25 protein-coding genes are annotated in these 26,853 nt (G+C 45.0%); 20 read left to right on the plus strand and 5 right to left on the minus strand.

Going from position 1 to position 26,853, the window contains the following annotated elements:
* Positions 1–110: 110 nt before the first annotated feature.
* The gene (locus tag IEY09_RS19155; RefSeq protein ID WP_188872321.1) at positions 111–896 is read right to left on the minus strand and encodes a DUF6671 family protein; all 786 of its coding nucleotides are present in this window, start codon (positions 894–896) and stop codon (positions 111–113) included.
* 169 nt (positions 897–1,065) lie between these two features.
* Between IEY09_RS19155 and IEY09_RS19160 the strand changes: the two genes are divergently transcribed.
* Complete coding sequence (locus IEY09_RS19160) at positions 1,066–1,947, plus strand: LysR family transcriptional regulator (RefSeq protein WP_088586440.1); 882 nt, start codon at positions 1,066–1,068, stop codon at positions 1,945–1,947.
* A gap of 208 nt (positions 1,948–2,155) precedes the next feature.
* Here IEY09_RS19160 and IEY09_RS19165 read toward each other — a convergent pair whose 3' ends face one another.
* The gene (locus IEY09_RS19165; protein ID WP_088586439.1) at positions 2,156–3,703 is read right to left on the minus strand and encodes a POT family MFS transporter; all 1,548 of its coding nucleotides are present in this window, start codon (positions 3,701–3,703) and stop codon (positions 2,156–2,158) included.
* 179 nt (positions 3,704–3,882) lie between these two features.
* On the opposite strand from IEY09_RS19165, the gene mioC reads away from it, so the two are divergent.
* The 18 genes from mioC to glmS all read left to right on the plus strand — a co-directional run bounded on the left by mioC (position 3,883) and on the right by glmS (position 23,089).
* A complete protein-coding gene (gene mioC / locus IEY09_RS19170; RefSeq protein WP_037429343.1) occupies positions 3,883–4,323 on the plus strand; it encodes an FMN-binding protein MioC in 441 nt (146 codons plus the stop codon).
* A gap of 440 nt (positions 4,324–4,763) precedes the next feature.
* Entirely contained in the window at positions 4,764–6,653 is a 1,890-nt protein-coding gene (gene mnmG / locus IEY09_RS19175; RefSeq protein ID WP_188872323.1) for a tRNA uridine-5-carboxymethylaminomethyl(34) synthesis enzyme MnmG, read from the plus strand.
* Positions 6,654–6,770: 117 nt separating this feature from the next.
* Positions 6,771–7,391, plus strand: coding sequence for a 16S rRNA (guanine(527)-N(7))-methyltransferase RsmG (gene rsmG / locus IEY09_RS19180; RefSeq protein ID WP_037413444.1), 621 nt, complete (start codon positions 6,771–6,773; stop codon positions 7,389–7,391).
* Between the two features lie 74 nt (positions 7,392–7,465).
* The gene (locus IEY09_RS19185) at positions 7,466–8,254 is read left to right on the plus strand and encodes a ParA family protein (RefSeq protein WP_011718840.1); all 789 of its coding nucleotides are present in this window, start codon (positions 7,466–7,468) and stop codon (positions 8,252–8,254) included.
* A gap of 9 nt (positions 8,255–8,263) precedes the next feature.
* Complete coding sequence (locus IEY09_RS19190) at positions 8,264–9,142, plus strand: ParB/RepB/Spo0J family partition protein (protein ID WP_037413441.1); 879 nt, start codon at positions 8,264–8,266, stop codon at positions 9,140–9,142.
* 225 nt (positions 9,143–9,367) lie between these two features.
* The gene (locus IEY09_RS19195) at positions 9,368–9,751 is read left to right on the plus strand and encodes an ATP synthase subunit I (RefSeq protein WP_011074336.1); all 384 of its coding nucleotides are present in this window, start codon (positions 9,368–9,370) and stop codon (positions 9,749–9,751) included.
* Positions 9,752–9,763: 12 nt separating this feature from the next.
* On the plus strand, positions 9,764–10,558 hold the full coding sequence (gene atpB, locus IEY09_RS19200) for a F0F1 ATP synthase subunit A (RefSeq protein ID WP_037413438.1): 795 nt from the start codon (positions 9,764–9,766) through the stop codon (positions 10,556–10,558).
* Positions 10,559–10,628: 70 nt separating this feature from the next.
* The gene (gene atpE / locus IEY09_RS19205; RefSeq protein WP_006083840.1) at positions 10,629–10,880 is read left to right on the plus strand and encodes a F0F1 ATP synthase subunit C; all 252 of its coding nucleotides are present in this window, start codon (positions 10,629–10,631) and stop codon (positions 10,878–10,880) included.
* Between the two features lie 38 nt (positions 10,881–10,918).
* Positions 10,919–11,389: a F0F1 ATP synthase subunit B gene (gene atpF / locus IEY09_RS19210; protein WP_011624650.1), complete on the plus strand. Its 471-nt coding sequence runs from the start codon at positions 10,919–10,921 to the stop codon at positions 11,387–11,389.
* Positions 11,390–11,405: 16 nt separating this feature from the next.
* Entirely contained in the window at positions 11,406–11,939 is a 534-nt protein-coding gene (gene atpH / locus IEY09_RS19215) for a F0F1 ATP synthase subunit delta (protein WP_037413434.1), read from the plus strand.
* Between the two features lie 14 nt (positions 11,940–11,953).
* Complete coding sequence (atpA, locus tag IEY09_RS19220) at positions 11,954–13,495, plus strand: F0F1 ATP synthase subunit alpha (RefSeq protein WP_037413433.1); 1,542 nt, start codon at positions 11,954–11,956, stop codon at positions 13,493–13,495.
* Positions 13,496–13,545: 50 nt separating this feature from the next.
* Complete coding sequence (atpG, locus tag IEY09_RS19225) at positions 13,546–14,406, plus strand: F0F1 ATP synthase subunit gamma (RefSeq protein ID WP_037413431.1); 861 nt, start codon at positions 13,546–13,548, stop codon at positions 14,404–14,406.
* Positions 14,407–14,441: 35 nt separating this feature from the next.
* The gene (gene atpD, locus IEY09_RS19230; protein WP_037413426.1) at positions 14,442–15,833 is read left to right on the plus strand and encodes a F0F1 ATP synthase subunit beta; all 1,392 of its coding nucleotides are present in this window, start codon (positions 14,442–14,444) and stop codon (positions 15,831–15,833) included.
* A gap of 36 nt (positions 15,834–15,869) precedes the next feature.
* Positions 15,870–16,298 (plus strand): F0F1 ATP synthase subunit epsilon, encoded by a 429-nt coding sequence (locus IEY09_RS19235; protein ID WP_011624645.1) that lies wholly within the window; start codon positions 15,870–15,872, stop codon positions 16,296–16,298.
* A 170-nt stretch (positions 16,299–16,468) separates the two neighbouring features.
* Complete coding sequence (gene glmU, locus IEY09_RS19240) at positions 16,469–17,833, plus strand: bifunctional UDP-N-acetylglucosamine diphosphorylase/glucosamine-1-phosphate N-acetyltransferase GlmU (protein ID WP_188872325.1); 1,365 nt, start codon at positions 16,469–16,471, stop codon at positions 17,831–17,833.
* A 259-nt stretch (positions 17,834–18,092) separates the two neighbouring features.
* A complete protein-coding gene (locus IEY09_RS19245) occupies positions 18,093–20,213 on the plus strand; it encodes a TonB-dependent receptor (protein WP_188872327.1) in 2,121 nt (706 codons plus the stop codon).
* 200 nt (positions 20,214–20,413) lie between these two features.
* Positions 20,414–21,184 carry a DeoR/GlpR family DNA-binding transcription regulator gene (locus tag IEY09_RS19250; protein WP_047538117.1) on the plus strand — a complete coding sequence of 257 codons (771 nt, stop codon included), beginning with the start codon at positions 20,414–20,416 and terminating at the stop codon, positions 21,182–21,184.
* 75 nt (positions 21,185–21,259) lie between these two features.
* Complete coding sequence (gene glmS / locus IEY09_RS19255; RefSeq protein WP_188872329.1) at positions 21,260–23,089, plus strand: glutamine--fructose-6-phosphate transaminase (isomerizing); 1,830 nt, start codon at positions 21,260–21,262, stop codon at positions 23,087–23,089.
* Positions 23,090–23,168: 79 nt separating this feature from the next.
* Here glmS and IEY09_RS19260 read toward each other — a convergent pair whose 3' ends face one another.
* From IEY09_RS19260 to IEY09_RS19270, 3 genes are all read right to left on the minus strand, one after another.
* A complete protein-coding gene (locus IEY09_RS19260; RefSeq protein WP_169548704.1) occupies positions 23,169–23,372 on the minus strand; it encodes a DUF2061 domain-containing protein in 204 nt (67 codons plus the stop codon).
* A gap of 166 nt (positions 23,373–23,538) precedes the next feature.
* Positions 23,539–24,441, minus strand: a complete 903-nt coding sequence (locus tag IEY09_RS19265) for a 1,4-dihydroxy-2-naphthoyl-CoA synthase (protein WP_055647059.1) — start codon at positions 24,439–24,441, stop codon at positions 23,539–23,541.
* A gap of 116 nt (positions 24,442–24,557) precedes the next feature.
* Positions 24,558–24,908 carry a hypothetical protein gene (locus IEY09_RS19270; RefSeq protein ID WP_037424115.1) on the minus strand — a complete coding sequence of 117 codons (351 nt, stop codon included), beginning with the start codon at positions 24,906–24,908 and terminating at the stop codon, positions 24,558–24,560.
* A 91-nt stretch (positions 24,909–24,999) separates the two neighbouring features.
* Here IEY09_RS19270 and ccoG point away from each other — a divergent pair, with 91 nt between their 5' ends.
* A complete protein-coding gene (gene ccoG, locus IEY09_RS19275; protein ID WP_037431664.1) occupies positions 25,000–26,427 on the plus strand; it encodes a cytochrome c oxidase accessory protein CcoG in 1,428 nt (475 codons plus the stop codon).
* Positions 26,428–26,853: the final 426 nt, after the last annotated feature.

A 26,853-nucleotide genomic window follows, 5' to 3' on the forward strand; every position in this document is an offset into this window, starting at 1 on the left:
ATTGTATTGCTTCCAGTTAGTTGTTTTATAGCGAGGTTTTGACACGATTGATGGGTGAGTTGATAGGCTATGCCGATCAGATCACCAGCTATGGTTTTAGTTCAACTGATTTAGGAAACAAAGCCGTGAATACATTGACGGATAGAAGCTTTAGCGAGATCTGTTGGCGTACCACACTCGCGGCAAGGCAAACCAACGATGCGATCGCGTAGCCAGAAATCCGCTTGATGACATTGTGGGCAATGTGTTTGAAGGCGCTCAACCAGTTGCTGTGCAGCATTGATAATATATTGCTGCCGCAGCGGAGAATGCATCGCGCGAAGGTCTGGAGCGACATCAATTGGGCAAGCAAAACGACCATTTTCAGGCGCGAGATTCATCGCTTCTAATGTGGCCAGCAACATATCTAGATTAGCTACACCTTTGATCGTATGACCATCAACCTTAACTATCCACGCTTGACCCTCTTCGGCACCAGATAACGCCGCACTAAGTGCACTCACATCATCCCCTTGGAAACTTTGCAAGCTTACCGGACCAGATACATTCGCTACGATATCAATATTTTGCCTTGCATCATACAGTACGATAAGCTCCGTATCCCAATTCATTATTCCTGGCAAAGGCCCTCCACCAAAGCTACCTTCGCTGCCTAACCCCGCCTCTAAACCTGTTAACTCACAGGCGAGTCGCGCTTTTTTCTTAGCGCACTCTAGTGGTGAAAGCGTACGCTCAACTTCTCCAGAAAAGGTGCCCAGCATGTCGGTATCAAATGCATCCGTTGCGACAATTTCAATCCCAAGTGGCGACAGAATTGGCGCAATTTGTGCCGCCTTGCCATGTTTGCTTAACAGGGCAATTCGCTTTGGTATTTTATAATGTGATTGATGATCCATGATGAATACTCACTCCTGAAGTGAGGGGGGTAATTCTTAACTTTAAGCAAACCTAGCCCTCTACAACGCGATAACGACGCTGAATAAGGAAGGCTATTGTTGCCGTATAAGTGATGGGATGTAAAATAGATAGATATTCACATAACGTTCTATATAAGTGAACGATTCTATGAGAAACCTCAATTTTCACCATCTACATTACTTCTGGACTGTCGCTAAAGAAGGACATTTAACTCGAGCCTCCCAGAGGCTAAACATTTCACAATCGGCTTTATCATCCCAGATCAGACAGTTAGAGGAACAACTAGGGCATGATCTGTTTCACCGTCAAGGCCGAGCATTATTACTGACAGAGGTTGGGCATCTCGTTCTCGAGTACGCTGAAGGAATTTTTAATTTAGGCCACGAATTGCTTTCAGTTATGGAAAATGGCGAGCACCAAAGGCTTCAGCTACTAAGAATAGGTGCAGTGGCGACCCTTTCACGCAATTTCCAAGAAAACTTACTACGCCCGGTCATTAAATTAAATAACGTCAAACTTGCTTTAAAATCATCCAACTTTGATGATCTACTCGAGCAATTGCGTGTACATAAATTAGATTTGATCCTCTCAAATCGCCCTGTGGCATCGGACTCTTCAACCCCTTGGCGCTGTAAATTAATTGCTCAGCAAGGCGTATGCTTAGTCGGCCCAAATAAAGCGGAATTCAATGCATTACGCTTTCCAGAGGATCTCACAAAAGTAAAATTACTATTACCAGGCCCCGACAGTGATATTCGTAGGCAATTTGATTTGTACTGCGAGCAACATGGTCTCTCACTAACCCCTTATGCAGAAGTCGATGATATGGCGATGCTCAGACTATTAGCGCGGGATTCGGGTGCGGTGGCCGTGGTACCTGAAGTGGTTGTACAAGATGAGATTCAAGCGGGACTATTGAAAAACTACGCGGCCTTAGATTGTGTGACTGAAAGTTTTTATGCCATAACCGCTAAAAGACACGTTGATTTACCGATCTTACATACTTTGTTAAGCACAAAAATGGAGTAACTGATATCACAATCAGTCGATTGGGATTGATTTTAGTTGCACATAAGCGGCAGGTGCGTTTATTCATCTATTAACCCGATCTGAGGTTAAATAGCATATGTTTGCCAGCCAATTTAGGGCTGAAATTGGCTGGCATTTTGCAGCATCATTGGCTTAAACCAATGAATTACCAAAATTTAAACATCTTAACCAAAAAATATCAGCTCAATCATACCTGCCGGTAGTGATCTTGCATTTGGTATGAACGGGCATACAGTGCAAACACTAATGCCGCCAAAATAGCAAAACCCGCAAAGAAAAACATTTGGAATGCCGTCACGCTCATCCCCGTTTGCATTATTTGCTCAGTCACAGCAGGACTTTTAACACTCACATTGGCAAGCAATACCCAGAGGTTACCAACGGTAACGGAAAGCGTCCAAAAACTCATGATAGTCCCTTTCATCGCTTTAGGCGCTTGGCTATAGGCAAACTCTAATCCTGTCGCCGAAACCAGAACTTCACCAAAAGTCAGCAAAGCGTAAGGTAGAATTTGCCAGAAGATCGAAAGTGCTGAACCACCATCCATCATCAATTGAATCGTCCCCACCACAATCCAACTCAATCCAGTAATGGCAATCCCCGCCCCCATTTTACGTAATGCGGTTAACTTAATCCCCATACGCTCAATCGCGGGGTATAACACAAAGTTATTGAATGGGATCAATAGCATCACTAACAGTGGATTTAAAGCCTGCATCATTGCAGGTTCAAACCACGAAGGTTTAACCATATCATTGGCCTGCAAAATCCAAGTCGAAGCCTTTTGATCGAATAACGACCAAAATGGGGTAACCAACGCAAATAAAACCAAAATTCGAAGGACTGAACGTACACCATCTACCGCAATATCAGGATGACAGCTTCGAGCACGCTCAAGTTGTAATGAAGCGCCAGCCCCTACAAACCCCATCAGTAGCACCATAGCACTACAAAGGCCCGCGACGATTCCTAGAGTTGGGATATTCACCAGCGCATAGGCAGCAGATATCCCACCAATGAGTGCCAACACTAAACCGATATTTCCCTTACCTTCCACTTTAGTAAGCAAGGCGCTGCGGATCACAGGTAAAAAACCATGGGGATCTTTTGGTTCTGGCGGCATATGAATATAACGCTTGCGACCTAACCAGAAAAATACCGTCGCAATAAACATCAGCACGCCGGGGATCCCGAAAGCAACAGCGGCACCAAAGTTTTTAAGTAACAATGGCATAGATAAGGATGCGAAGAAAGAACCAAAGTTGATCGTAAAGTAGAACATATCAAAGGCTTTTTGAGCCAATGACTTATTAGTCTGATCAAATTGATCGCCCATAAAGGAAGAAACTAAAGGTTTTATCCCACCAGAACCTAAAGCAATTAAAAATAACCCCGTATAAAAACCTTGTACACTGTGCTCAAAAATCGCCAAAAAAGCATGGCCCACGCAATAAAGTAAGCTTAACCAAAGAATGGTGTTGTACTTACCAAAAAATCTATCCGCAATCCAGCCACCCAATAATGGGAAAAAGTACACACCAATTACAAAGGAATGGAACACATCCTTAGCCACAGCGCCACGGAGATCCTCCGGAATGGACAGCAAAAGTGCTGTCATTAAGAAAGGTGTTAGAATGTTGCGCATGCCGTAAAAGCTGAAACGCTCACAAGCTTCACTGGCAATAATATAGGGGATTTGACGTGGCCATTTTGGCGCATCAACAGGTGTAGTCATCTGTTATCCTATTATAATTGTTATAAAAAACTTAAGGTTATCGGTATAAAACCAAGATTGCAGCCAAGGATACTAACAGACTGCGAATCAATATTGGCTAAATTTATACAACAAAATACGCTAAGTAGATGTAAGCCCCAAAAATGATAGAAAATTAACGACCACAGAGAGCAGTAACAATGACCAAAATTGCTATATTAGTCGGTACCACCCTCGGCAGCAGCGAATATATTGCAGATGAAATGCAGGCTCAGCTGACCAAATTAGGGCATGAAGTAGACACTTTTTTAAGTCCAACACTGGATTTACTGCAACCCTATTCCCTCTGGATCATCGTTTCATCAACCCATGGCGCAGGTGATCTTCCCGATAATCTACAGCCATTTTGTAAAGAAGTTCTACTCAATACACCAAATCTACACCAAATTAAGTTCGCATTATGTGCCATTGGTGATTCGAGTTATGACACCTTTTGCCAAGGCCCAGAGAAGCTTGTTGATGGACTTGAATATAGCGGTGCAAAAGCGTTTGTGGATAAGATCCAGATCGATGTACAACAGGATCCTGTGCCAGAAGACCCAGCTTTAGCGTGGTTGGCACAATGGCAAGATCAAATTTAAGATCCTCATTTTCAAAATACCTGAAACAACCCACAGTTTAGATCTTATTTATCCACAAAAAACTATTTATATGTATATTTTTGTGGATAAACTATTATTTAGATCTGATCAACCTCTGTGCTATTCACATCATGATCCGCTCAAAGATCCACCCTGTGGATAAATAGCGGATCTATCCCCACCTTTAATGACAGTAGATCTCGGTTAGATCACAGGATCAAAAGCTCATTAACCACTGATATAAAAGAGAAATTAGCCTTACCCACAGGAAAGTTCGATCCTAATAGTAAACATAATAAGAAGATCTATATAAAGATCTTAAGATCTATTAGTCCAGATCCACTGGATCTATTTTCGAAAAATGATCATTCACCTCAATCAAAGCAAATGCTAAAATGATCGGCTCTCATTGGGTCACTTAAGTTTTTAAAGGTAAGGTCATGCATTTTCATGAACGGTTTGATGTTATTGTAGTTGGTGGTGGTCATGCCGGAACTGAAGCCGCATTAGCCGCAGCAAGAATGGGTTCTAAGACATTATTGCTAACGCATAATCTTGATACTTTAGGACAAATGTCATGTAACCCTGCGATCGGTGGCATTGGTAAAGGTCATTTGGTTAAAGAAATTGATGCATTAGGCGGTGCAATGGCGATCGCAACCGACTATGCAGGGATCCAATTTAGAACCTTAAACTCGAGTAAAGGCCCAGCGGTAAGAGCAACTCGTGCACAGGCAGATCGCGCGTTATATCGTCAGAAGATCCAAAATATTCTGCAAAACCAACCTAACTTACGTATTTTCCAACAAGCTGTAGATGATCTTGTTGTAGAAAATGATCGCGTTATCGGTGTCGTTACCCAGATGGGACTAGCCTTCGAAGCCGCCGCAGTCGTATTAACCGCAGGGACTTTCCTCAGTGGTAAGATCCATATAGGGTTAGAAAACTACAGTGGCGGTCGTGCAGGCGATCCACCATCTATCGCACTCGCCCATCGTTTACGTGAGTTGCCTATCCGTGTTGGCCGTTTAAAAACCGGTACACCACCACGTATCGACGCCAATACCATCGATTTTAATCAGATGACAGAACAAAAAGGTGATACGCCATTACCTGTAATGTCATTTATGGGCGATTTGAGCCATCACCCGAAACAAATTTCTTGTTGGATCACCCATACCAATGAAAAAACACACGATATTATTCGTGGAGGTTTAGATAGAAGCCCAATGTACTCCGGTGTTATTGAGGGGATCGGCCCACGTTACTGCCCTTCTATCGAAGACAAGATCCATCGTTTTTCTGATAAATCATCGCACCAGATCTTTATCGAACCAGAAGGCTTAAACACCAATGAGATTTACCCTAACGGGATCTCTACCAGCCTTCCCTTTGATGTACAGTTAAATTTGGTTCGTTCGATCAAGGGGATGGAAAATGCTGAGATCGTACGTCCAGGATACGCGATTGAGTACGATTATTTTGATCCTAGAGATCTTAAAAACTCGTTAGAAACCAAAACCATTAATGGATTATTCTTTGCTGGCCAGATCAACGGTACAACCGGTTATGAAGAAGCTGGCGCCCAAGGTTTGCTCGCAGGGATGAACGCAGCACTGCAAGTTCAAGGCAAAGAAGCTTGGTGTCCTCGTCGTGATGAAGCTTACATCGGAGTATTGGTTGACGATTTATCAACCTTAGGCACTAAAGAACCCTACCGCATGTTTACCAGCCGTGCCGAATACCGCCTATTGCTGCGTGAAGACAACGCCGATCTGCGTTTAACCGCAAAAGGTCGTGAACTGGGTCTGGTGGATGATGCGCGCTGGGCGTCTTTCAGTGAAAAACTGGAATCGATCGAATTAGAGCTACAACGTCTACGTAGCCAGTGGATCCATCCAAACTCTCCATTAGTGCCAGTGTTAAATCCGCACTTGAATACGCCTATTTCTCGCGAAGCATCTTTTGAAGAATTACTTCGTCGTCCAGAAATGGATTACAACAAACTGATGCAGATTGAAGGCTTTGGTCCTGGTCTTACCGATCCACTCGCCGCTGAGCAGGTCCAGATCCAAGTGAAATATTCTGGTTATATTCAGCGTCAGCAGGAAGAGATCAACAAAGCGGTACGTAATGAGAACACGGGCTTGCCATTGAACCTTGATTACAAAGAGGTTCCTGGGCTTTCAAATGAGGTGATTGCTAAGTTAAATAGCCATAAGCCTGAAACCATTGGTCAAGCGTCACGTATCTCAGGTATCACCCCAGCAGCGATTTCAATTCTGCTAGTACATCTGAAAAAACGTGGTTTATTACGCAAGAGCGCGTAAAAGCTAGCTTAATCGCCAGTTTGGTCGCAGAAGGGAAGCATTCAGGCTTCCCTTCGACGTTTCAGGGCTTCATAATAGCCGACGAGTTTATCATTGCATTTTTGTTGAGGTTGTTCAGTGTTATCTGCCCAGTTAGAGGCCTATTTAGCCGAAATTAATCTGCCCGCTACCGCTGAGCAGAAAAAGCAACTGCTTGATTTTGTTGGCATGCTCAACAAATGGAATAAAGCCTATAACTTAACCTCAGTAAGAGATCCCGAGATCATGCTTGTCCGTCATATCATGGACAGCTTAGTGGTATCAAAACATCTGCAAGGTGAACGCTTTATTGATGTTGGAACTGGTCCTGGACTGCCTGGCATCCCATTGGCGATTATGAATCCTGGTAAAACTTTTGTGCTACTTGATAGCTTAGGTAAACGCATTCGTTTTCAAAAACAAGTAGCCTTCGAATTAGGCATTCATAATATCAGTTCGATAGAAAGCCGAGTTGAGGCCTATCAACCCGAGCAAAAGTTCGATGGTGTGCTAAGCCGTGCCTTTGCGTCAATCCATGATATGTTGACATGGTGCCATCACTTGCCTGCTGAGCATGGACAATTTTATGCGCTCAAGGGACAACTGAGTGATGAAGAGATGCAACAAATCCCCGCTGGCTTTGCGATAACTGAAACCATCGAACTCAAGGTGCCAAAACTCGATGAGCAAAGACATTTACTCAAAATAATCAAAGAATAACAGGCTTAAAGCTCCTCATTTTGAATGGATTTTTAAGTAGGCAATAAACCAGAATTTACATACAGGGTGACATTGTGGGTAAAGTAATTGCCGTGGCCAACCAGAAAGGTGGCGTAGGGAAAACAACAACTTGTGTCAATTTAGCCGCCTCATTAGCCGCGACTAAGCGTAAAGTGCTACTGATCGATCTTGATCCACAGGGCAATGCCACTATGGGCAGCGGTGTCGATAAATATGAAGTCGAAAACACGGCTTACGAACTGCTGGTAGAAGAAAAGCCCTTCGATGAAATAGTGGTCAAAGACACCACGGGAAAATACGATCTAATTGCCAGTAATGGCGATGTGACTGCGGCGGAAATCAAACTCATGGAGTTTTTTGCCCGTGAAGTGCGCTTACGTAATGCGCTCGCGCCGATAAAAGATCAATACGATTATATCTTTATCGATTGCCCTCCTTCGCTCAACATGTTGACGGTTAATGCTATGTCGGCGGCGGATTCTGTGCTGGTGCCAATGCAGTGTGAGTACTTTGCACTGGAAGGTTTAACCGCCTTGATCGATACCATCACCAAATTGGCAGCCGTGGTGAATCCTGGTCTTGGGATAGAAGGGATTTTACGCACTATGTATGATCCGCGTAATCGTCTTTCAAATGATGTGTCCGATCAGCTAAAACAACACTTTGGCGATAAGGTGTATCGCACTGTTATTCCGCGTAACGTGCGTTTGGCCGAAGCGCCGAGCTTTGGTGCACCCGCTATGTATTATGATAAATCGAGCGCGGGAGCTAAAGCATATTTAGCGCTGGCTGGTGAGATGATCCGCCGTTCCGAACAGAAAACTCAGGCTAAGCGAGCGTAAAGGAAAACCATGACGTTAAAGAAAAGAGGGTTAGGTAAAGGCTTAGATGCCTTACTGAGTAATAGCCACGCCGCGAGTAAAAAACACACGGAAGAAGTGGTCGTTGTCGATAAAAAAGAAGAACTTATCCATCTTGATCTCGACCTATTACAGCCGGGAAAATACCAACCTCGTAAGGACATGTCTCCCGAGGCATTGGAAGAACTTGCCCATTCCATCCGTAATCAAGGCATTATCCAGCCGATTGTAGTGCGCCCTGTTAGCAATAACCAGTATGAGATTATTGCCGGTGAGCGCCGTTGGCGCGCTTCCCAATTGGCGGGGGTTGAAAAAATCCCTTGTATCGTTAAAGCGGTTCCCGATGATGCTGCTATTGCTATCGCCTTGATCGAAAACATTCAGCGTGAAGACTTAAATGCCATGGAAGAAGCCATTGCATTACAACGTTTAATGCAAGAATTTGAACTGACTCACCAACAGGTCGCCGATGTTGTGGGAAAATCTCGGGCGAGTGTATCTAACTTGTTACGTTTAAACGGTTTAAATGAGCCTGTTAAGCGTTTACTCGAGTATGGCGATATTGATATGGGCCATGCGCGCGCTTTGCTCGCAATTGAGGGTGAAGAACAAACAAATCTGGCGAGATTAGTGGCAGCCAAGGAATTAACCGTTCGCGAAACTGAACGATTGATTAATCAAACCTTAAATCCACCCAAACCCGTCGAAACTACGACTAAAGATCAAGATGTTTGTCGTTTAGAGCAGCAGTTAATTGAAAGATTAGGTGCCAAGGTTTCGATCGCTCATAGCAGTAAGGGGAAGGGTAAAATTGTAATTAACTATCAGAATCTGGCTGAATTAGACGGAATTCTTAGCAAAATTCGTTAATGTCTGTAGATTAACAGTTTTTAATGTAAATTTGTGACATATGTTAATTTTGGATTTTGACTGTTTTGACGCTATATCACGTTAAAAGTGCTGTTTTTCCTTATCTCAAAGTTGCAATGAAGGCGTGAAAAGGTATACTTTCGCAAGCTTTTTGTGCATCGACATAAATACGGATATTTGTCATCCGGTCATCGAAACAAAAAGTATAAATGCGGAGAGGATGAGTTGAGTAAGGTTTTAGCGCGTCGTGGCCGGTGGTCAGCCTATAAATTGGTGATGATGCAGGCGGCGGTGGCTGGGGGTGCTTCAATTCTCTTTTTCGTCGTGTGGGGAGTTCAGTTTGGCTATTCTGCATTAGCAGGTGGTTCAATTGCTGTGCTCCCTAATTTTGTATTCGCGACCCTCGCTTTCTCCCATACGGGAGCAAGTTCAGCTGCAAAAGTGATTAAAACTTTTTACTGGGGGGAAGCGGTAAAGTTGCTGTTAACCATCGCAATGTTTTCGCTAGTGTTTATCAATCTTAAGGTCGCATTTATGCCTCTTTTTGTTTGTTACGTGCTGACGTTGATCGTGCATTGGACAGCTCCTTTATACTTCAAGCAAAGTTAAGTGGGATGAATCATGGCTGCAACTGGTGAAGCGTTAACACCGCAGGGCTATATCCAGCATCACCTTACCAACCTACACGTTGGTGAAGGCTTCTGGACATGGCACATTGATTCGTTGTTCTTTTCGGTTGGTCTTGGTGTTCTGTTCCTGTGGATTTTCCGTAGTGTTGGTAAAAAAGCGACTTCAGGTGTTCCCGGTAAGCTGCAATGCTTTATCGAGATGATCGTGGAGTTCGTTGATAACAGCGTGAAAGAAAGTTTTCATGGCCGCAATGCCGTGATCGCGCCTTTAGCTCTGACCATTTTTGTATGGGTATTCATGATGAACTTCATGGATATGCTCCCTGTAGACTGGCTGCCTTGGCTAGCAAGTTTAGCGGGAATTCCATACTTAAAAGTGGTTCCGACGACTGATGTAAACATCACCTTCAGCTTAGCTATCGGTGTGTTTGTGCTGATTATTTACTACAGCATTAAGGTCAAAGGCGTGTCTGGTTTTGTTAAAGAACTGACGCTACAGCCCTTTAACCATAAGGCAATGATACCCGTCAACCTCCTATTAGAGACTGTTACCTTAATCGCTAAACCAATTTCATTGGCATTGCGTCTATTTGGTAACTTGTACGCAGGTGAGTTGATCTTCATCCTTATTGCGCTGATGTATGGTACCAACTTGTTATTATCTTCCCTAGGTGTGACTCTGCAACTAGGTTGGTTAATTTTCCACATTTTGGTTATCACGCTGCAGGCGTTTATCTTCATGATGTTGACCATTGTTTACTTAAGCATGGCCCATGAAGATCATTAAGGATTGCTGAAGAAATTTTAAACTAAATCATCAACTAATTAGATTTAGATTTTAGATACTGGAGATACAGATGGAAACGATTTTAGGCATGACAGCTATCGCTGTTGCTCTGCTGATTGGTATGGGTGCTCTTGGTACTGCAATCGGTTTCGGCTTATTAGGTGGCAAGTTCCTGGAAGGCGCTGCGCGTCAACCAGAAATGGCTCCTATGCTGCAAGTTAAAATGTTCATCGTAGCGGGTCTGTTAGACGCCGTAACAATGATCGGTGTTGGTATCGCATTATTCATGCTGTTCACCAACCCACTGGGTGCAATGCTGTAAGAAAACGCTTCTGTCTTAACTCTAAATAGGAGGCTGTTGTGAATTTCAACGCTACCCTAATCGGTCAGACGGTCGCCTTTATCATCTTCGTGTGGTTCTGCATGAAGTTTGTATGGCCCCCTTTGATGAATGCCATCGAAGCGCGCCAAAAAAGGATTGCTGACGGTCTAGCTGATGCTGATCGTGCGGTAAAAGACCTAGAGTTGGCTCAAGCGAAAGCGACTGACCAACTAAAAGAAGCCAAGGTGACGGCTAACGAAATTATTGAGCAAGCTAACAAGCGTAAAGCTCAAATAGTGGAAGAAGCTAAAGCCGAAGCAGACGCTGAGCGTGCCAAAATCATCGCTCAGGGTAAAGCAGAAATTGAAGCTGAACGTAATCGCGTGAAAGAGGATCTGCGTAAGCAGGTTGCTACTCTTGCCATCATGGGTGCTGAGAAGATCCTTGAGCGTTCTATTGATCCAGCCGCCCACAGTGACATAGTTAATAAACTAGTCGCTGAAATTTGATAAGGGAGTTTGAGTTATGGCTGAATTAACCACCATCGCTCGCCCTTACGCAAAGGCAGCTTTTGACGTTGCTGTTGAACACAACGCAGTGGATACCTGGGCTGAAATGCTCACGTTTGCCGCATTGGTTAGTGAAAACGAAACCATGCAGCCACTGCTGACTGGCTCTTTAGCCAGCACCAAACTCGCCGCACTCTTTATCAGTGTGTGTGGTGAGCAAATCAATGAGCAAGGTCAAAACTTGATAAAGGTAATGGCTGAAAACGGTCGCTTAAAGGTACTACCTGCTGTATCTGAGCTTTTTGCTCAATACCGTAATGAGTGGGCAAAAGAAGTGGAAGCCGATGTGGTTTCTGCAGCTGAGCTCAGCTCTGAACAACAGCAGCAGATCAGTATTTCTTTAGGGAAACGTCTCGCACGCAAAGTTAAGCTGAATTGCAGCACTGACGCCGCGCTTATCGCCGGTGTAATCATTAAGGCAGGTGACTTAGTCATTGATGGCTCTGTCCGCGGTAAGTTATCGCGTCTGTCTGAAAAGCTGCAGTCGTAATTGGGAGTTTGAGCATGCAACTGAATTCCACTGAAATCAGCGATCTGATTAAGCAGCGGATCGAGCAGTTCGAAGTCGTTAGCGAATCTCGTAACGAAGGTACTATCGTTGCGGTTAGTGACGGCATTATCCGCATCCACGGCCTAGCCGATGTGATGCAAGGTGAAATGATCGAACTGCCTGGTAGCCGTTTTGCAATCGCGTTGAACCTTGAACGTGATTCTGTCGGTGCCGTAGTAATGGGCCCTTATGCTGATTTAGCAGAGGGCGTAAAAGTTAAAACTACTGGCCGTATTCTGGAAGTTCCAGTCGGTCGTGGCCTGTTAGGCCGCGTAGTTAACACTCTGGGTGAGCCTATTGACGGAAAAGGTGCTATCAACAACGATGGTTTCTCTCCTATTGAAGTGATTGCTCCTGGTGTTATCGAGCGTAAGTCAGTAGATCAACCAGTTCAAACTGGTTATAAAGCCGTTGACGCTATGATCCCAATCGGTCGTGGCCAACGTGAATTGATCATTGGCGACCGTCAAACTGGTAAAACAGCCATGGCGATCGACGCAATCATCAACCAGCGCGATTCTGGCATTAAGTGCGTATACGTAGCAGTAGGCCAAAAGGCTTCTACTATCGCTAACGTAGTGCGTAAGCTAGAAGAACACGGTGCATTAGCTAACACTATCGTTGTGGTTGCTACAGCTTCTGAAGCTGCTGCGCTGCAATACTTAGCACCGTACTCTGGTTGTGCTATGGGTGAATACTTCCGCGACCGCGGTGAAGATGCTCTGATCGTATACGATGACCTGTCTAAGCAAGCAGTTGCTTACCGTCAGATCTCGTTACTATTGAAGCGTCCACCAGGCCGTGAAGCTTATCCTGGTGACGTATTTTATCTACACTCTCGTTTATTAGAGCGTGCTTCACGCGTAAACGAAGATTATGTAGAAAAGTTCACTAAAGGTGCAGTAACAGGTAAAACCGGTTCGTTAACCGCGCTGCCTATTATTGAAACTCAGGCGGGTGACGTATCTGCATTCGTACCGACCAACGTAATTTCGATTACTGACGGTCAGATCTTCCTTGAGACTGATCTGTTTAACTCTGGCTTACGTCCAGCGGTTAACCCAGGTATTTCTGTTTCTCGTGTTGGTGGTGCGGCTCAGACTAAGATCATCAAGAAACTGTCTGGTGGTATTCGTACTGCTCTTGCACAGTATCGTGAACTTGCTGCGTTCTCACAGTTTGCATCTGACTTAGACGATGCAACTCGTGCTCAGCTAGAGCATGGTGTGCGTGTTACCGAACTGATGAAGCAAAAACAATATGCTCCTATGAGTGTAGCTGCTCAAGCTGTGTCTATTTTCGCAGCTGAAAAAGGTTACCTGAAGGGCATTGAGCTGAAAAAAGTTGGTGATTTCGAAGCCGCTCTGCTCTCGTACATGAACAGCGAGCATGCTGCTTTAATCAAGCTTATCAACGAGACTGGCGATTATAACGCCGATATCGAAGCTGAATTAAAAGCTGGCCTCGACAAGTTCGTAGCAACCCAAACCTGGTAACAATGATAGAGGTGTCTTAAGACACCTCAGGTCCAGATTGGAGAGTAGAGATGGCCGGCGCTAAAGAGATTAAAACCAAGATCGCGAGTGTAAAAAACACTCAGAAGATCACGTCCGCCATGGAAATGGTGGCAGCCAGCAAAATGCGCAGAGCGCAAGAACGCATGGCTGCGAGCCGTCCATACGCGGAAAACATGCGTAAGGTGATCGGTCACGTAGCGCAAGGTTCTCTCGAGTATAAACACCCCTACTTAGAGGTGAGAGAGGCTAAGCGGGTTGGTTACATTGTTGTGGCAACCGACCGTGGCCTTTGTGGTGGTCTGAACGTCAACCTCTTTAAAAAGGTTGTTGCAGACGTGAAAAGCTGGAAAGAGCAAGGTGCAGAATTTGAATTCTGTCCTATTGGTGCTCGTAGTGTGCAGTTTTTCAAAAGCTTCGGTGGACAGGTTTCTGCCCATGCTTCAGGTTTAGGCGATGCGCCAAAGCTCGCTGACCTGATCGGGACAGTACGTGTGATGCTAGATGCTTACAACGAAGGCAAACTGGATCGTCTGTATGTAGTGTTCAACAAGTTTGTAAACACTATGACGCAGACTCCTGTGATCGAGCAGCTGCTACCTTTGCCTAAATCGGAAGATGATGAGGTTGCTCATCGTTGGGACTACATCTACGAACCTGATCCAAAAGCCCTTTTGGATACCTTATTGGTTCGTTATGTAGAATCTCAGGTTTACCAAGGTGTTGTTGAAAACATTGCTTCCGAACAAGCTGCCCGTATGGTGGCGATGAAGGCGGCAACAGACAACGCGGGTACACTGATTGACGATTTGCAATTGGTCTATAACAAGGCTCGTCAGGCTGCTATTACGCAGGAACTGTCGGAAATTGTTTCTGGTGCCTCTGCGGTTTAGGTTAGGTAACGAATACAAGTTTTAGAGGATTAATCATGAGCACAGGTACTGTTGTCCAAGTGATTGGCGCGGTTGTGGACGTAGAGTTTCCACAAGATGCCGTACCTCAGGTATATGACGCTCTGAAGATCACAGGTGAAGGCTCCTGTAATGGTTTGGTGCTGGAAGTTCAGCAACAACTAGGTGGTGGTGTAGTTCGTACCATCGCTATGGGTACTTCTGATGGTCTGCGTCGTGGTCTTGAGGTAGTAAACTCAGGTTCACCTATTTCTGTTCCTGTTGGTACCGCCACTCTTGGCCGTATCATGAACGTTTTAGGCGACCCTATTGATGAAGCTGGTGCAATTGGCGAAGAAGAACGTTATGTGATTCACCGCAGCGCTCCTTCATACGAAGAGCAATCAAACACGACTGAACTGTTAGAGACGGGTATCAAGGTTATCGACCTTGTATGTCCATTCGCTAAGGGTGGTAAAGTAGGTCTGTTCGGTGGTGCGGGTGTTGGTAAGACAGTTAACATGATGGAACTGATTAACAACATCGCTAAAGCTCACTCAGGTCTTTCTGTATTCGCTGGTGTAGGTGAGCGTACTCGTGAGGGTAACGACTTCTACTACGAGATGAAGGATTCTGGCGTTCTCGACAAAGTAGCCATGGTTTATGGTCAAATGAACGAGCCACCAGGAAACCGTCTGCGTGTAGCACTGACCGGTCTGACTATGGCTGAAAAATTCCGTGACGAAGGTCGTGACGTTCTGTTGTTCGTTGACAACATCTACCGTTACACCCTAGCCGGTACTGAAGTATCAGCACTGTTAGGTCGTATGCCTTCTGCAGTAGGTTACCAACCCACTCTGGCTGAAGAAATGGGCGTTCTGCAAGAGCGTATTACTTCAACTAAGACTGGTTCTATTACCTCTGTACAAGCGGTATACGTACCTGCGGACGACTTGACTGACCCGTCACCAGCAACAACCTTCGCTCACTTAGATGCGACTGTTGTATTGTCACGTCAAATCGCTTCTCTGGGTATTTACCCAGCGGTTGACCCACTGGATTCGACTTCTCGTCAATTAGATCCATTAGTGGTTGGTCAAGAGCACTATGACGTAGCTAACGGTGTACAAACTGTTCTGCAACGCTACAAAGAGCTGAAAGACATTATTGCGATTCTCGGTATGGACGAACTGTCAGATGATGACAAGATGACCGTTTCCCGTGCACGTAAGATTGAGCGTTTCTTGTCTCAGCCTTTCCACGTAGCAGAAGTCTTTACTGGTTCTCCTGGTAAGTACGTATCTCTGAAAGACACTATCCGTGGCTTCAAGGGAATTCTGAGTGGCGAGTTCGACCACATTCCAGAACAAGCGTTCTACATGGTTGGTTCTATCGACGAAGCTGTCGAGAAAGCTAACAAAAAGAAATAACTAAGTAGTCATACTTAGTTTTTTAAGGAGAACGGGATGGCAGCCATGACAGTACAGCTTGATATAGTAAGCGCAGAGAGCAGCATCTTCTCAGGTCGCGTAGCTAGCCTACAAGTGACCGGTTCTGAAGGTGAGTTGGGCATCATGCATGGCCACGCTCCACTGTTAAGCTATATCAAACCTGGCATGGCGCGCATCGTCAAACAAGACGGCAGCGAAGAAGTGTTTTATCTTTCTGGTGGTTTACTGGAAGTGCAACCTTCTTCTGTTTCTGTGTTGGCTGATGTGGTTATGCGTGCCAAAGATATTGATGAGCAGGCAGCATTAGAAGCCAAGCGTCGTGCAGAAGCCCATATGGCGACTGCGGGTGCAGACTTCAATTATGACGCCGCTATGGTTGAGTTAGCGAAAGCAATGGCTCAATTACGTGTTGTTGAAACCATCAAGAAAAACATTGCCAGATAAAGGTTATTGTTTGTGATAAAAGGCGGTTATCGAAAGATACCCGCCTTTTTTGTTGGTTTTTTCGCTGCGTTTTGATATCTGCCTTTCGCTTTGCAGTGCCTTTCCGTTAAAATTGCGCCATTAAATCGAGCTCAGTTTATCCCTTTGGGATGTTAATCAAGGATATGGCAATGGCATTAAATGTAGTGATCTTGGCAGCAGGAAAAGGAACTCGCATGCGCTCGGATCTTCCTAAGGTATTACATCCTATCGCTCATAAGAGCATGGTGCAGCATGTGATTGATACTGCACACCATATTGGCAGTGATGCTATACAGCTCGTTTATGGCTACGGTGCCGATAAATTAAAATCCGCTTTGGGCGAGCAGCAACTCAATTGGATGTTACAAGCCGAGCAGTTAGGCACTGGCCATGCGGTCGCTCAGGCGATTCCTAATATCGATGATAATGATACTGTGCTGATCCTTTACGGTGATGTGCCGTTAATCCAAGCCTCTACGCTTGAAGCATTACTTGCTGCGCGTCCCAATAATGGCGTGGCGATTTTAACCGTCAATCTAACCAATCCTACTGGCTATGGCCGTATCGTCCGCGAACAGGGCAAGGTTGTCGGTATTGTCGAACAAAAAGATGCTAATCCCGAGCAACTTGCTATTAATGAAGTTAACACGGGCATTATGGCGGTTCCTGGTAATGCGTTAAAAACCTGGCTTGGCCGTTTATCGAATAACAATGCTCAAGGTGAATACTATCTAACGGATATTATCGCCATGGCCCACGCCGATGGGGTTGAGATTAATACTGCTCAGCCGCAATCTGCTATCGAAGTGGAAGGTGCCAATAACCGCGTGCAGCTTGCGCAACTTGAGCGCGCTTATCAGGCCCGTGAAGCCGAAAAGCTGATGATTGCTGGCGCTAATTTGCGCGATCCAAGCCGTATCGATATCCGTGGTGAAGTGACCGTGGGTATGGATGTGATGGTCGATGTGAACGTGATTTTCGAAGGTAAAGTGGTGATTGGCAATAACGTTAGCATCGGCGCTGGTGCAATTCTTATCGATTGTGAAATTGCCGACAATGCCGAGATCAAACCTTACTCTATTATCGAAGGCGCTAAACTCGGCGTAGCAGCCAGTGCGGGACCTTTTGCCCGTTTACGCCCCGGTGCGGAGTTAATGCAAGATGCCCATATAGGCAACTTCGTTGAGATGAAAAAAGCCGTTTTAGGTGTGGGGTCTAAGGCTGGTCACTTAGCCTATTTAGGCGATGCGCAAATCGGTGCGGGTGTGAATATTGGTGCGGGCACTATTACCTGTAATTACGATGGTGCCAATAAACACTTAACTGTGATTGAAGATAATGTGTTTGTGGGAAGTGATACTCAGCTGGTGGCGCCGGTGACTATTGGTAAAGGCGCGACGCTCGGTGCAGGGTCAACAATTACCCGTGATGTGGGTGAGGATGAGCTAGTGATCACCCGTGTTAAGCAAAAACATCTGACTGGCTGGCAACGTCCGGTAAAGATTAAGAAGTAACGGCTTTATTTTTTGTTATAGAAAGCGGCAATTAGCCGCTTTATGTTTTTTTGTCAAAGGTCTAAATCCTCTCCAAATAAAAATCAGCTAAATTAATGTTGAATTAATACTGTGGTGTTATGGGTAATTCATTGTTTTTATTCAAAGTTGATCTAAGTCACGCCAAATTGTAAATCCATGTAAAGATCCTTAAATAAAAACAATTCTTATTTATATTGCCTGCAATTCTAAGACGAAAGGTCTACTTGAGGTGTTGGCAATGGTATTTAAATATTCAGTTGTAGGTTTGGCCGTTGGGGCTGCATTAATGGCGATGCCTGTTATGGCAGAAGCGCCAAACGATGCAAATATAGAACGTATTAATGTAACAGGCCGTACTTTTAACGATTATAAAGTCGGTAGCGCATCGGGCGCTATGCGTGGAGATATTGACTTAATGGATACCCCGCAGTCCGTTAATGTTATCCCTGATTTTGTGACTGACGAACAATTAGCAACTAACCTTGCAGAAGTCTTAGTTAACGATTCGAGCGTAACGGCGGGTACTACTCGTTGGAACCGCCAAGTCTTCAGTATTCGTGGCTTCGAACTCGATTCGGGCAACGGTTATCTCATCAACGGTCACCAGCAATGGTCTCATTACGTTCAACCTATAGAAACGCTACAACAGGTTGAGGTACTAAAAGGCCCTTCAAGTATGTTGTATGGCCAATCCGGTCCTGGCGGTTTGGTTAATATGGTCACCAAAAAGCCGACCTATGATTCAATGCTCGATTTAGGTTTTGATACTGATGGCTACGGCTCTAGCCGTGCGCAGTTAGATGCGGGAGGCAGCTTAAACGATGCTCAAAGCATTCGTTATCGTGGTGTGTTAGTTAAACAAGACACTAAATACTGGCGCGAATATTCAACTACTAATGAAAACCAAGAGCGTGATCGTTGGTTGGGTTACTTAAACTTAGAATTTGATATCAGTGATGATGTTTTGTTATCGGTTAAGTACGACCATACCCAAGACAAAGCGGGCATCGATGCGGGTGGCTGGTTAGATAAACAAGGCAATGTGATTGGCGAGCGTAAAACCGTATGGGACGCGCCTTGGGCCTTTACCGATAATACTGTTTCAAATTTAGGTGCTGATCTGACTTGGCAAATGACTGACGACTGGAAAGTTAAAGTCGGCTACAACGATCAACAATTTAATCGCCAACGTTTAGACTCTGCGCCAAGTTTGATTGAAGGCTCTGAAGATCCATTCAAAGATGGTTATAGCATCAAACCATTCGACCGTTATGACGATTGGCAGCATAAAACGGCCTATGTGGATTTCACGGGTGAATTTTCTTTGGCAGGAATGGAGCATCAATTCCTTATTGGTGCTAACTATTTAGACTATTTCTATCAGCAGCAAATTCAGAAAGGCAAAAGTCAGCGTGTAATTCCTGGGCAACCAATTATTCAGCAAGATCTTGATTATCATCAAGGTCAGCTAAGCAACCCAAGTGAATACAAGTATTACGGTTTCTATTTGCAGGATTTAATGACATTAAATGAGCAATGGAAGTTGCTTGCTGGTGTACGGTATGACGAACAGAAAAAAGATACCGCTGGCGGTAACAGCTATGCCGTATCGCCTAAATTCGGGGTGATTTATTCGCCTATGGATAATGGCAGTATTTATGTTAACTATTCAAAAAGCTTTACCCCGCAAGGATCTGTAACCAGTTCCGAAGATGTGAATCAAGGGGCTAATCTAAAACCTGAGTATGGCACTCAGTATGAATTGGGAACGAAGTGGGAGCTCTTTAATGACAGTCTACTGCTGACAGCTGCTCTGTTTGATATAACCGTGTCCAATGTCACAACAGTGCTAGATATTCCAGTAACAAGTGATGGTGATAAAACAATAACCACTCAAGGTGGTGAGCAACATCACCGTGGTTTTGAAGTTGGTGCCCAAGGCCAGTTAGGTGATAGCTGGTTTGTGACTTCATCTATGATGTATTTAGATGCGGAATATAATACGGGTGCAGGCAAAATCGGTGGCAAGAATTTAGATGGTAAAACTCCTATTGATGCCCCTGAGTGGTCTGCCAATATCTGGACTCGTTACGAAGTAACTGACAACTTTGCAATGAACTTTGGTGCTATCTACGTTGGTGAGCGTTTTGCTAATGATGTAAATACCATAACCAAAGATGGTTACGTCCGTTTTGATGTTGGTGCTGCCTACACTATGGATATTATGGGTAAAGACGTAAGCATCCGCGCAAACGTGAGAAACCTATTTGATACTGAATACTTAGATGGTGGTAGCGATAAGATGGTCACTATCGGCCAAGATCGTAACTTCAGCGTGGCACTTGAAGCTAAGTTTTAAGCTCAGCTCCCCTTTTTAAGTTTCATACAATTAAAGCAGTTTACCTTTGGGTGAACTGCTTTTTTATTATTTTTCATAAAGTTAATTAATCCAACTTAAAAGCGACCCATCTTGATTCGAAATTATCTTTCGAATACTAGCAAAAATGTTTCGTTTCTTTATAATGTATCTTTCGAATCGAAAGTTAACTGAAAGGTTTTATGAATAAACGAAATACACAGCAACGACGCCACAGTATCATCAGCATCCTGAATGAACAGGGTGAAGTGAGTGTCGATGAGTTGTCATTACGTTTCGAAACCTCAGAAGTGACTATTCGTAAAGACTTAGCAGAACTTGAAAAAACCGGACTGCTGCTGCGCCGCTACGGTGGTGCTGTGGCTATTCCCGATGAAGTAACGCAGCAGTTTTCTGCCAAGATTGCCCCTAATAAGTTATCTATTGCTAAAGCAGCGGCGCAGCTGATCAAAGATCACAATCGCATCATTATCGATAGCGGTACCACCACTTCAGGCTTAATTGCTGAACTCAACCAAAAACGTGGGCTGGTGGTCATGACCAATGCTCTGCATTTGGCTAATGCGATTCACGAACTTGAAAATGAGCCGACCCTATTGATGACCGGTGGAACCTGGGATCCGCATTCTGAATCCTTTCAAGGCCAAGTGGCCGAACAGGTATTACGCTCCTATAACTTCGACCAACTGTTTATCGGTGCCGACGGTATCGATTTAGCGCGAGGCACCACCACCTTTAATGAGCTGACGGGTTTAAGTAAGGTGATGGCTGAGGTTTCCCGTGAAGTCATCGTGATGGTGGATTCGGACAAAATAGGCAAGCGGATCCCTAATTTAGAACTACCTTGGTCGCAAATCAGTGTACTAGTCACCGATGAGCGCATCGAAGAGAGCGCCCTTAACCAAATTACCGAGCAAGGCGTGAAAGTCATCTTAGCGCCCTACTCGCCTTAGGCATTTGCCCGTGATAAGCCAGAGCAAATGACTCAAACAACTTCATTTTTATTTTTCATTTTATAGGTAAAAACTATGTGCGGAATCGTTGGCGCCGTGGCGCAAAGGGATGTGGCCGAAATTCTGGTCGAAGGTTTACGTCGTTTAGAATATCGTGGATATGATTCTGCGGGTGTTGCGGTGATCCACAATGGCGAACTCAATCGCACCCGCCGCGTGGGTAAAGTGCAGGAGCTTTCTACGGCACTCGAAACCGATCCGCTAGCGGGCGGCACTGGTATTGCGCATACACGTTGGGCGACCCACGGTGAGCCAAGCGAGCGCAATGCTCACCCACATTTATCTAAAGGCGATATTGCCGTTGTGCACAATGGCATTATCGAAAACCATCATAAACTGCGTGAAATGCTTAAAGAACACGGCTACCACTTCAGCTCTGATACCGATACTGAAGTGATTTGCCACTTAGTTCATCACGAATTAAAAACGCACGACACCTTACTGGCCGCGGTGCAAGCCACGGTTAAACAACTCGAAGGCGCTTATGGCACTGTGGTGATTGACCGCCGCGACAGCGAGCGCATGGTCGTCGCGCGTTCCGGCAGTCCACTGGTGATTGGTTTTGGTTTAGGTGAAAACTTTGTCGCGTCTGATCAATTGGCGCTGTTGCCTGTGACCCGTTCTTTCGCGTTTTTAGAAGAAGGTGACGTGGCTGAAGTGACTCGTCGCACAGTGAGCATTTTCGATGTGCATGGCAATAAAGTTGAGCGCGAAGTTAAAGAATCTGAAATCACCCACGATGCCGGTGACAAAGGTGAATATCGCCACTATATGCTCAAAGAAATCTATGAGCAGCCACTGGCACTGACGCGTACTATTGAAGGCCGCATCGCCAACAAACAAGTGCTCGACACGGCTTTTGGTGATAATGCCGCTGAATTCTTAAAAGATATTAAACACGTACAGATTATTGCCTGTGGTACTAGCTACCATGCGGGTATGGCTGCGCGTTATTGGTTAGAGGATTGGGCTGGCGTTTCTTGTAATGTCGAAATCGCCTCCGAATTCCGCTACCGCAAGTCGCATTTATTCCCCAACAGCCTGTTGGTGACTATTTCTCAATCCGGCGAGACCGCCGATACGCTGGCGGCGATGCGTCTAGCCAAAGAAATGGGCTATAAGGCGACGCTAACTATCTGTAACGCACCAGGCTCTTCCTTAGTTCGTGAGTCTGACATGGCGTACATGATGAAAGCAGGCGCCGAAATTGGCGTTGCTTCAACTAAAGCCTTTACCGTGCAATTAGCGGGTTTATTAATGCTGACTGCGGTGATCGGTCGCCATAATGGCATGTCGGAGCAAATGCAGGCCGAGATCACCCAAAGCCTACAGTCTATGCCTGCCAAAGTGGAGCAAGCATTAGGCTTAGATGATGCGATTGCTGAATTGGCGGAAGACTTTGCCGAAAAACACCATGCCTTATTCCTTGGCCGTGGCGATCAGTACCCTATTGCGATGGAAGGTGCGCTGAAACTTAAAGAGATCTCCTATATCCATGCTGAGGCATATGCTTCTGGCGAGCTGAAACATGGCCCACTGGCCTTGATTGATGCCGACATGCCAGTCATCGTGGTGGCGCCAAACAACGAACTGTTAGAAAAGCTGAAATCTAACGTTGAAGAAGTGCGTGCCCGTGGTGGTTTAATGTATGTGTTTGCCGATGTGGATGCGGAATTTGAATCTGACGAGACTATGAAGGTTATCCCGGTTCCACACTGTGATATCTTTATGGCACCGCTGATTTACACTATTCCATTACAGTTGCTTTCGTATCACGTTGCCTTAATTAAGGGCACCGATGTGGATCAACCGCGAAACCTCGCTAAATCGGTGACGGTGGAATAAATTGGAAGCAATAAAAAACCGCCATTTAGGCGGTTTTTTATTGGGGCTTGATTAGAGTATGTGCTGGTGGCTGAGTGTATTAAGCCGTTATTGCATTAAGTGCGTTCTGCTTTTTTGCCTCGAAACGTTTCCATACTTTATCGTGGAAATAAAACACCACAGTGTTAATTGCGGGCTCAACTAAGGCAACGGCACCACCGACCAAAACACTACCAGTTAATAAATAGGTAACGGTGAAGGCAACGCTGAAATGTAATACGGCAAAAGTTAATGTCTTGGTCATGATTCTATCCTCTAATGTAAGCCCCTTTTGGGAATGATTAGATGATAACAATTCTCATTAAAATTTAAAGCCGTATTTTGAGATTAGTTTAAACGGTTTTTCTATCTATAAGCGCTAAAAAATATAAAGCCCTCAAATGAGGGCGTTATATGGCAATCAGCTTCGATCAGTAATGCCAAGGGAAGGCTGAGAAGTCTTGATCGCGTTTCTCAAGGAAAGCATCGCGCCCTTCTTGAGCTTCTGCACTGGCATAGGCTAAACGCGTGGCTTCACCCGCAAACAGTTGCTGGCCAACCATGCCGTCGTCTGTCATGTTAAAGCCGTACTTCAACATCCGCATCGCCGTTGGCGATTTCGAGTTAATCTCTTTGGCCCATCTTAATGCTTCGACTTCGAGTTCGGCATGGGGAACCGATTTATTCACCATTCCCATGGCAAAGGCTTCATCGGCACTGTAGTTAAAGCCGCAGAAGAAAATTTCTCTCGCGCGCTTTTGGCCAATCATCTTGGCAAGATAAGCACTGCCATAGCCTGAGTCGAAACTCGCGACATCGGGATCGGTTTGTTTGAAGACGGCGTGTTCCTTGGAGGCTAAGGTTAAGTCGCAAACCACATGCAAACTGTGTCCGCCACCCACGGCCCAACCAGGCACGACCGCGATCACTACTTTTGGCATAAAGCGGATCAATCGTTGGACTTCGAGGATATGTAAACGCCCCATTCTGGCTAAATCGGCTTTGCCCTCTTCGGCGCCTTCATATTTATAGCCATCTTTGCCGCGAATACGTTGATCGCCACCCGAGGAAAACGAATATTGTCCTTTGGCCGAGGGGCCATTGCCAGTGAGTAATACACAACCTACATCGGACCATTGGCGAGCGTGATCTAGGGCGATATATAACTCATCAACCGTTTTTGGACGAAAGGCATTGAGGCAATCTGGGCGATTGATGGCGATACGCACTGTGCCATGGGCTTTGGCTCTATGGTAAGTAATATCGTCGAAGTTAAATCCGTCGACTTCATCCCACAGTGTGGGATCAAAAATATCTGATACTGGTTTAGTCATGATGCAAGGCCTATATAATTGAAGCTCAAAGGCTAGGCGGAATCATGTTTCTGGTCAATCGTCTAAGCACCATGCTTAGTGATGAATTGCAAAATTCCGTTTGCCTGTTAGTGGAATTAGAGGTTATCGCAGATAAATAGCAAGTTATCTCGGCTAAAAATGGGATGCTCAGTGGCTGTAGTGCCACAGTAGTTTTCTTTAAAATCAGCAATGCCATCTTCGGTGAGTGGGATTTTATTAAACTCTTCAGCCTCAGATGCTGATAACCGCTCCAATATCTCTGTTCGTGCTTTCGTGAGATTTTGGTTAATTTTAATTATCTGAGTGCCCATTGCTGAGCTCACTTTGCTTTCTATCTTTTGAACCATTTCCTCTGTTTTTGCTATAGGTGCATCTAGTTTGTCGGTTTCAGTGTATAAGTAATATAATGCACCACAAAGGAGCGCTAATATGATCCAACCTTTCATCTTTTAGTCCAACATAAGTGAATAACCATTAATAATATGGGTATAATAAGCCAGTTTTCGTCCAATATTAAAGCAGTAAAAGGCTGTCACGATGAACGCAGAATCTAATAACAAGGACTATTCGAAAACCAATCGAATTAAGATTCACCAGCCTGATGCAGATAAGGCTGATCGCTTTAACCCCCGTAATCGGATTTATGTCCGTGCAATCGATGGATTATGGAGTAGTTTACGCCGCCGCATGGGCTGGATAGCAATGCTCTTCTTCCTGATATTACCTTGGATCCCTTGGGGAGACCGTCAAGCCGTATGGTTTAACCTCGCTGAGCAGAAATTCCATGTCTTTGGCTTAACGATTTGGCCGCAGGATCTGACCTTACTTGCCGCTCTCTTTATGATAGCCGCCTTTGCGTTATTTTTTGTGACAACCTATCTCGGCCGAGTCTGGTGTGGTTACACTTGCCCGCAAACCGTATGGACATTTATGTTCATCTGGTTTGAGGAAAAACTCGAAGGTGCCCGTAATAAGCGCATTAAGCTAGATCAAATGCCATGGGGTTTTGACAAAATCTGGCGCAAAACCGCAAAACACACTGCATGGATAGTACTTTCGCTCATCACGGCAATGACCTTTGTGTCCTATTTTGTGCCGAGCCGTGAAGTCTATGTCGATGTATTTACCCTTAATGCATCAGGCGCAATCTACTTCTGGGTGGTGTTTTTTACCTTAGCGACCTACGGTAATGCGGGTTGGATGCGTGAAATCATGTGTATCCATATGTGCCCTTACGCGCGTTTCCAATCGGCGATGTTTGATAAAAACACCTATATCGTTGGTTACGATGCAAAACGCGGTGAGACCCGCGGCCCGCGCTCACGTAAAGCCGACCCCAAAGAAATGGGTCTAGGAGATTGTATTGACTGCGACCTTTGTGTTCAGGTTTGCCCTACCGGTATCGATATTCGTAATGGCTTGCAATATGAATGTATTAACTGTGGTGCCTGTATTGATGCGTGCGACCAAACCATGGAGCGGATGGGATACCCTCTAGGGCTGATTAGTTACACCACCGAAAATAAACTTGAAGGTATTAAAGAGAAGGTACTGCGTCCGAAGCTGGTGGGTTATGGTGTGGTGCTGGCCGCGATGATACTTATCTTTATCTATGCGAGTGCGACAATTGCGCCTGTGCGTATGGATATTATCCGCGACCGTAATCAACTCTATCGAGAAAATGATCGAGGTTTGATTGAAAACACCTTCACCTTGAAGATCCTGAATAAGACAGAGCAAGCTCATGAATACACTATGAGTGTTGAAGGCCTCAACAACTATAAGTGGTATGGACCTACCTCAGTGACGATTGCTGGTGGAGAGGTATTAACTCTACCTATTAGTATCGGGGTCGATCCGGTCGAACTTTCGCGTTCAGTGACAAACATCGAGATAAAAGTGAAAACCCATATTGATGGTGAAGAAGTCGAAGTCGAGCAAGAATCGCGATTCTTTAGCCCATAGTTACTGTTTCGTTAACCAAATGAGTTTAAAAAGGGACTGTTTAGTCCCTTTTTTATTCATGTTGCTGGATATCTAGGCGTCTAGATGATTAATCGTAATTTTCTGACAAAAAGCGCTTGCACAAAAGTTTTCGCTGCCTATAATGCGCATCCACTGACACGGCAGACAGCGAAAGCGAGCGTGGTTTCAGTGCGAATCGAATGCAAAATGTGCAGTTGATTCGAAAGCCTCAAGAAGTTTGTAAAAACGCCTTGACGCGACAAGGGAAATGCGTAGAATACGCAGCCCTGACCCAGAGGGCGGTAACGCAAGCGATGAGGTCAAATGCTCTTTAACAATCTAAACAAGAAATCTGTGTGGACACTCACAGGTGTTGAGTTAATCGAAATTACTCTGCCGTTTGGCGAGTAATCAAAGAATTAAATC

The organism is Shewanella xiamenensis (genome assembly GCF_014647135.1).
Lineage (GTDB): Bacteria > Pseudomonadota > Gammaproteobacteria > Enterobacterales > Shewanellaceae > Shewanella > Shewanella xiamenensis.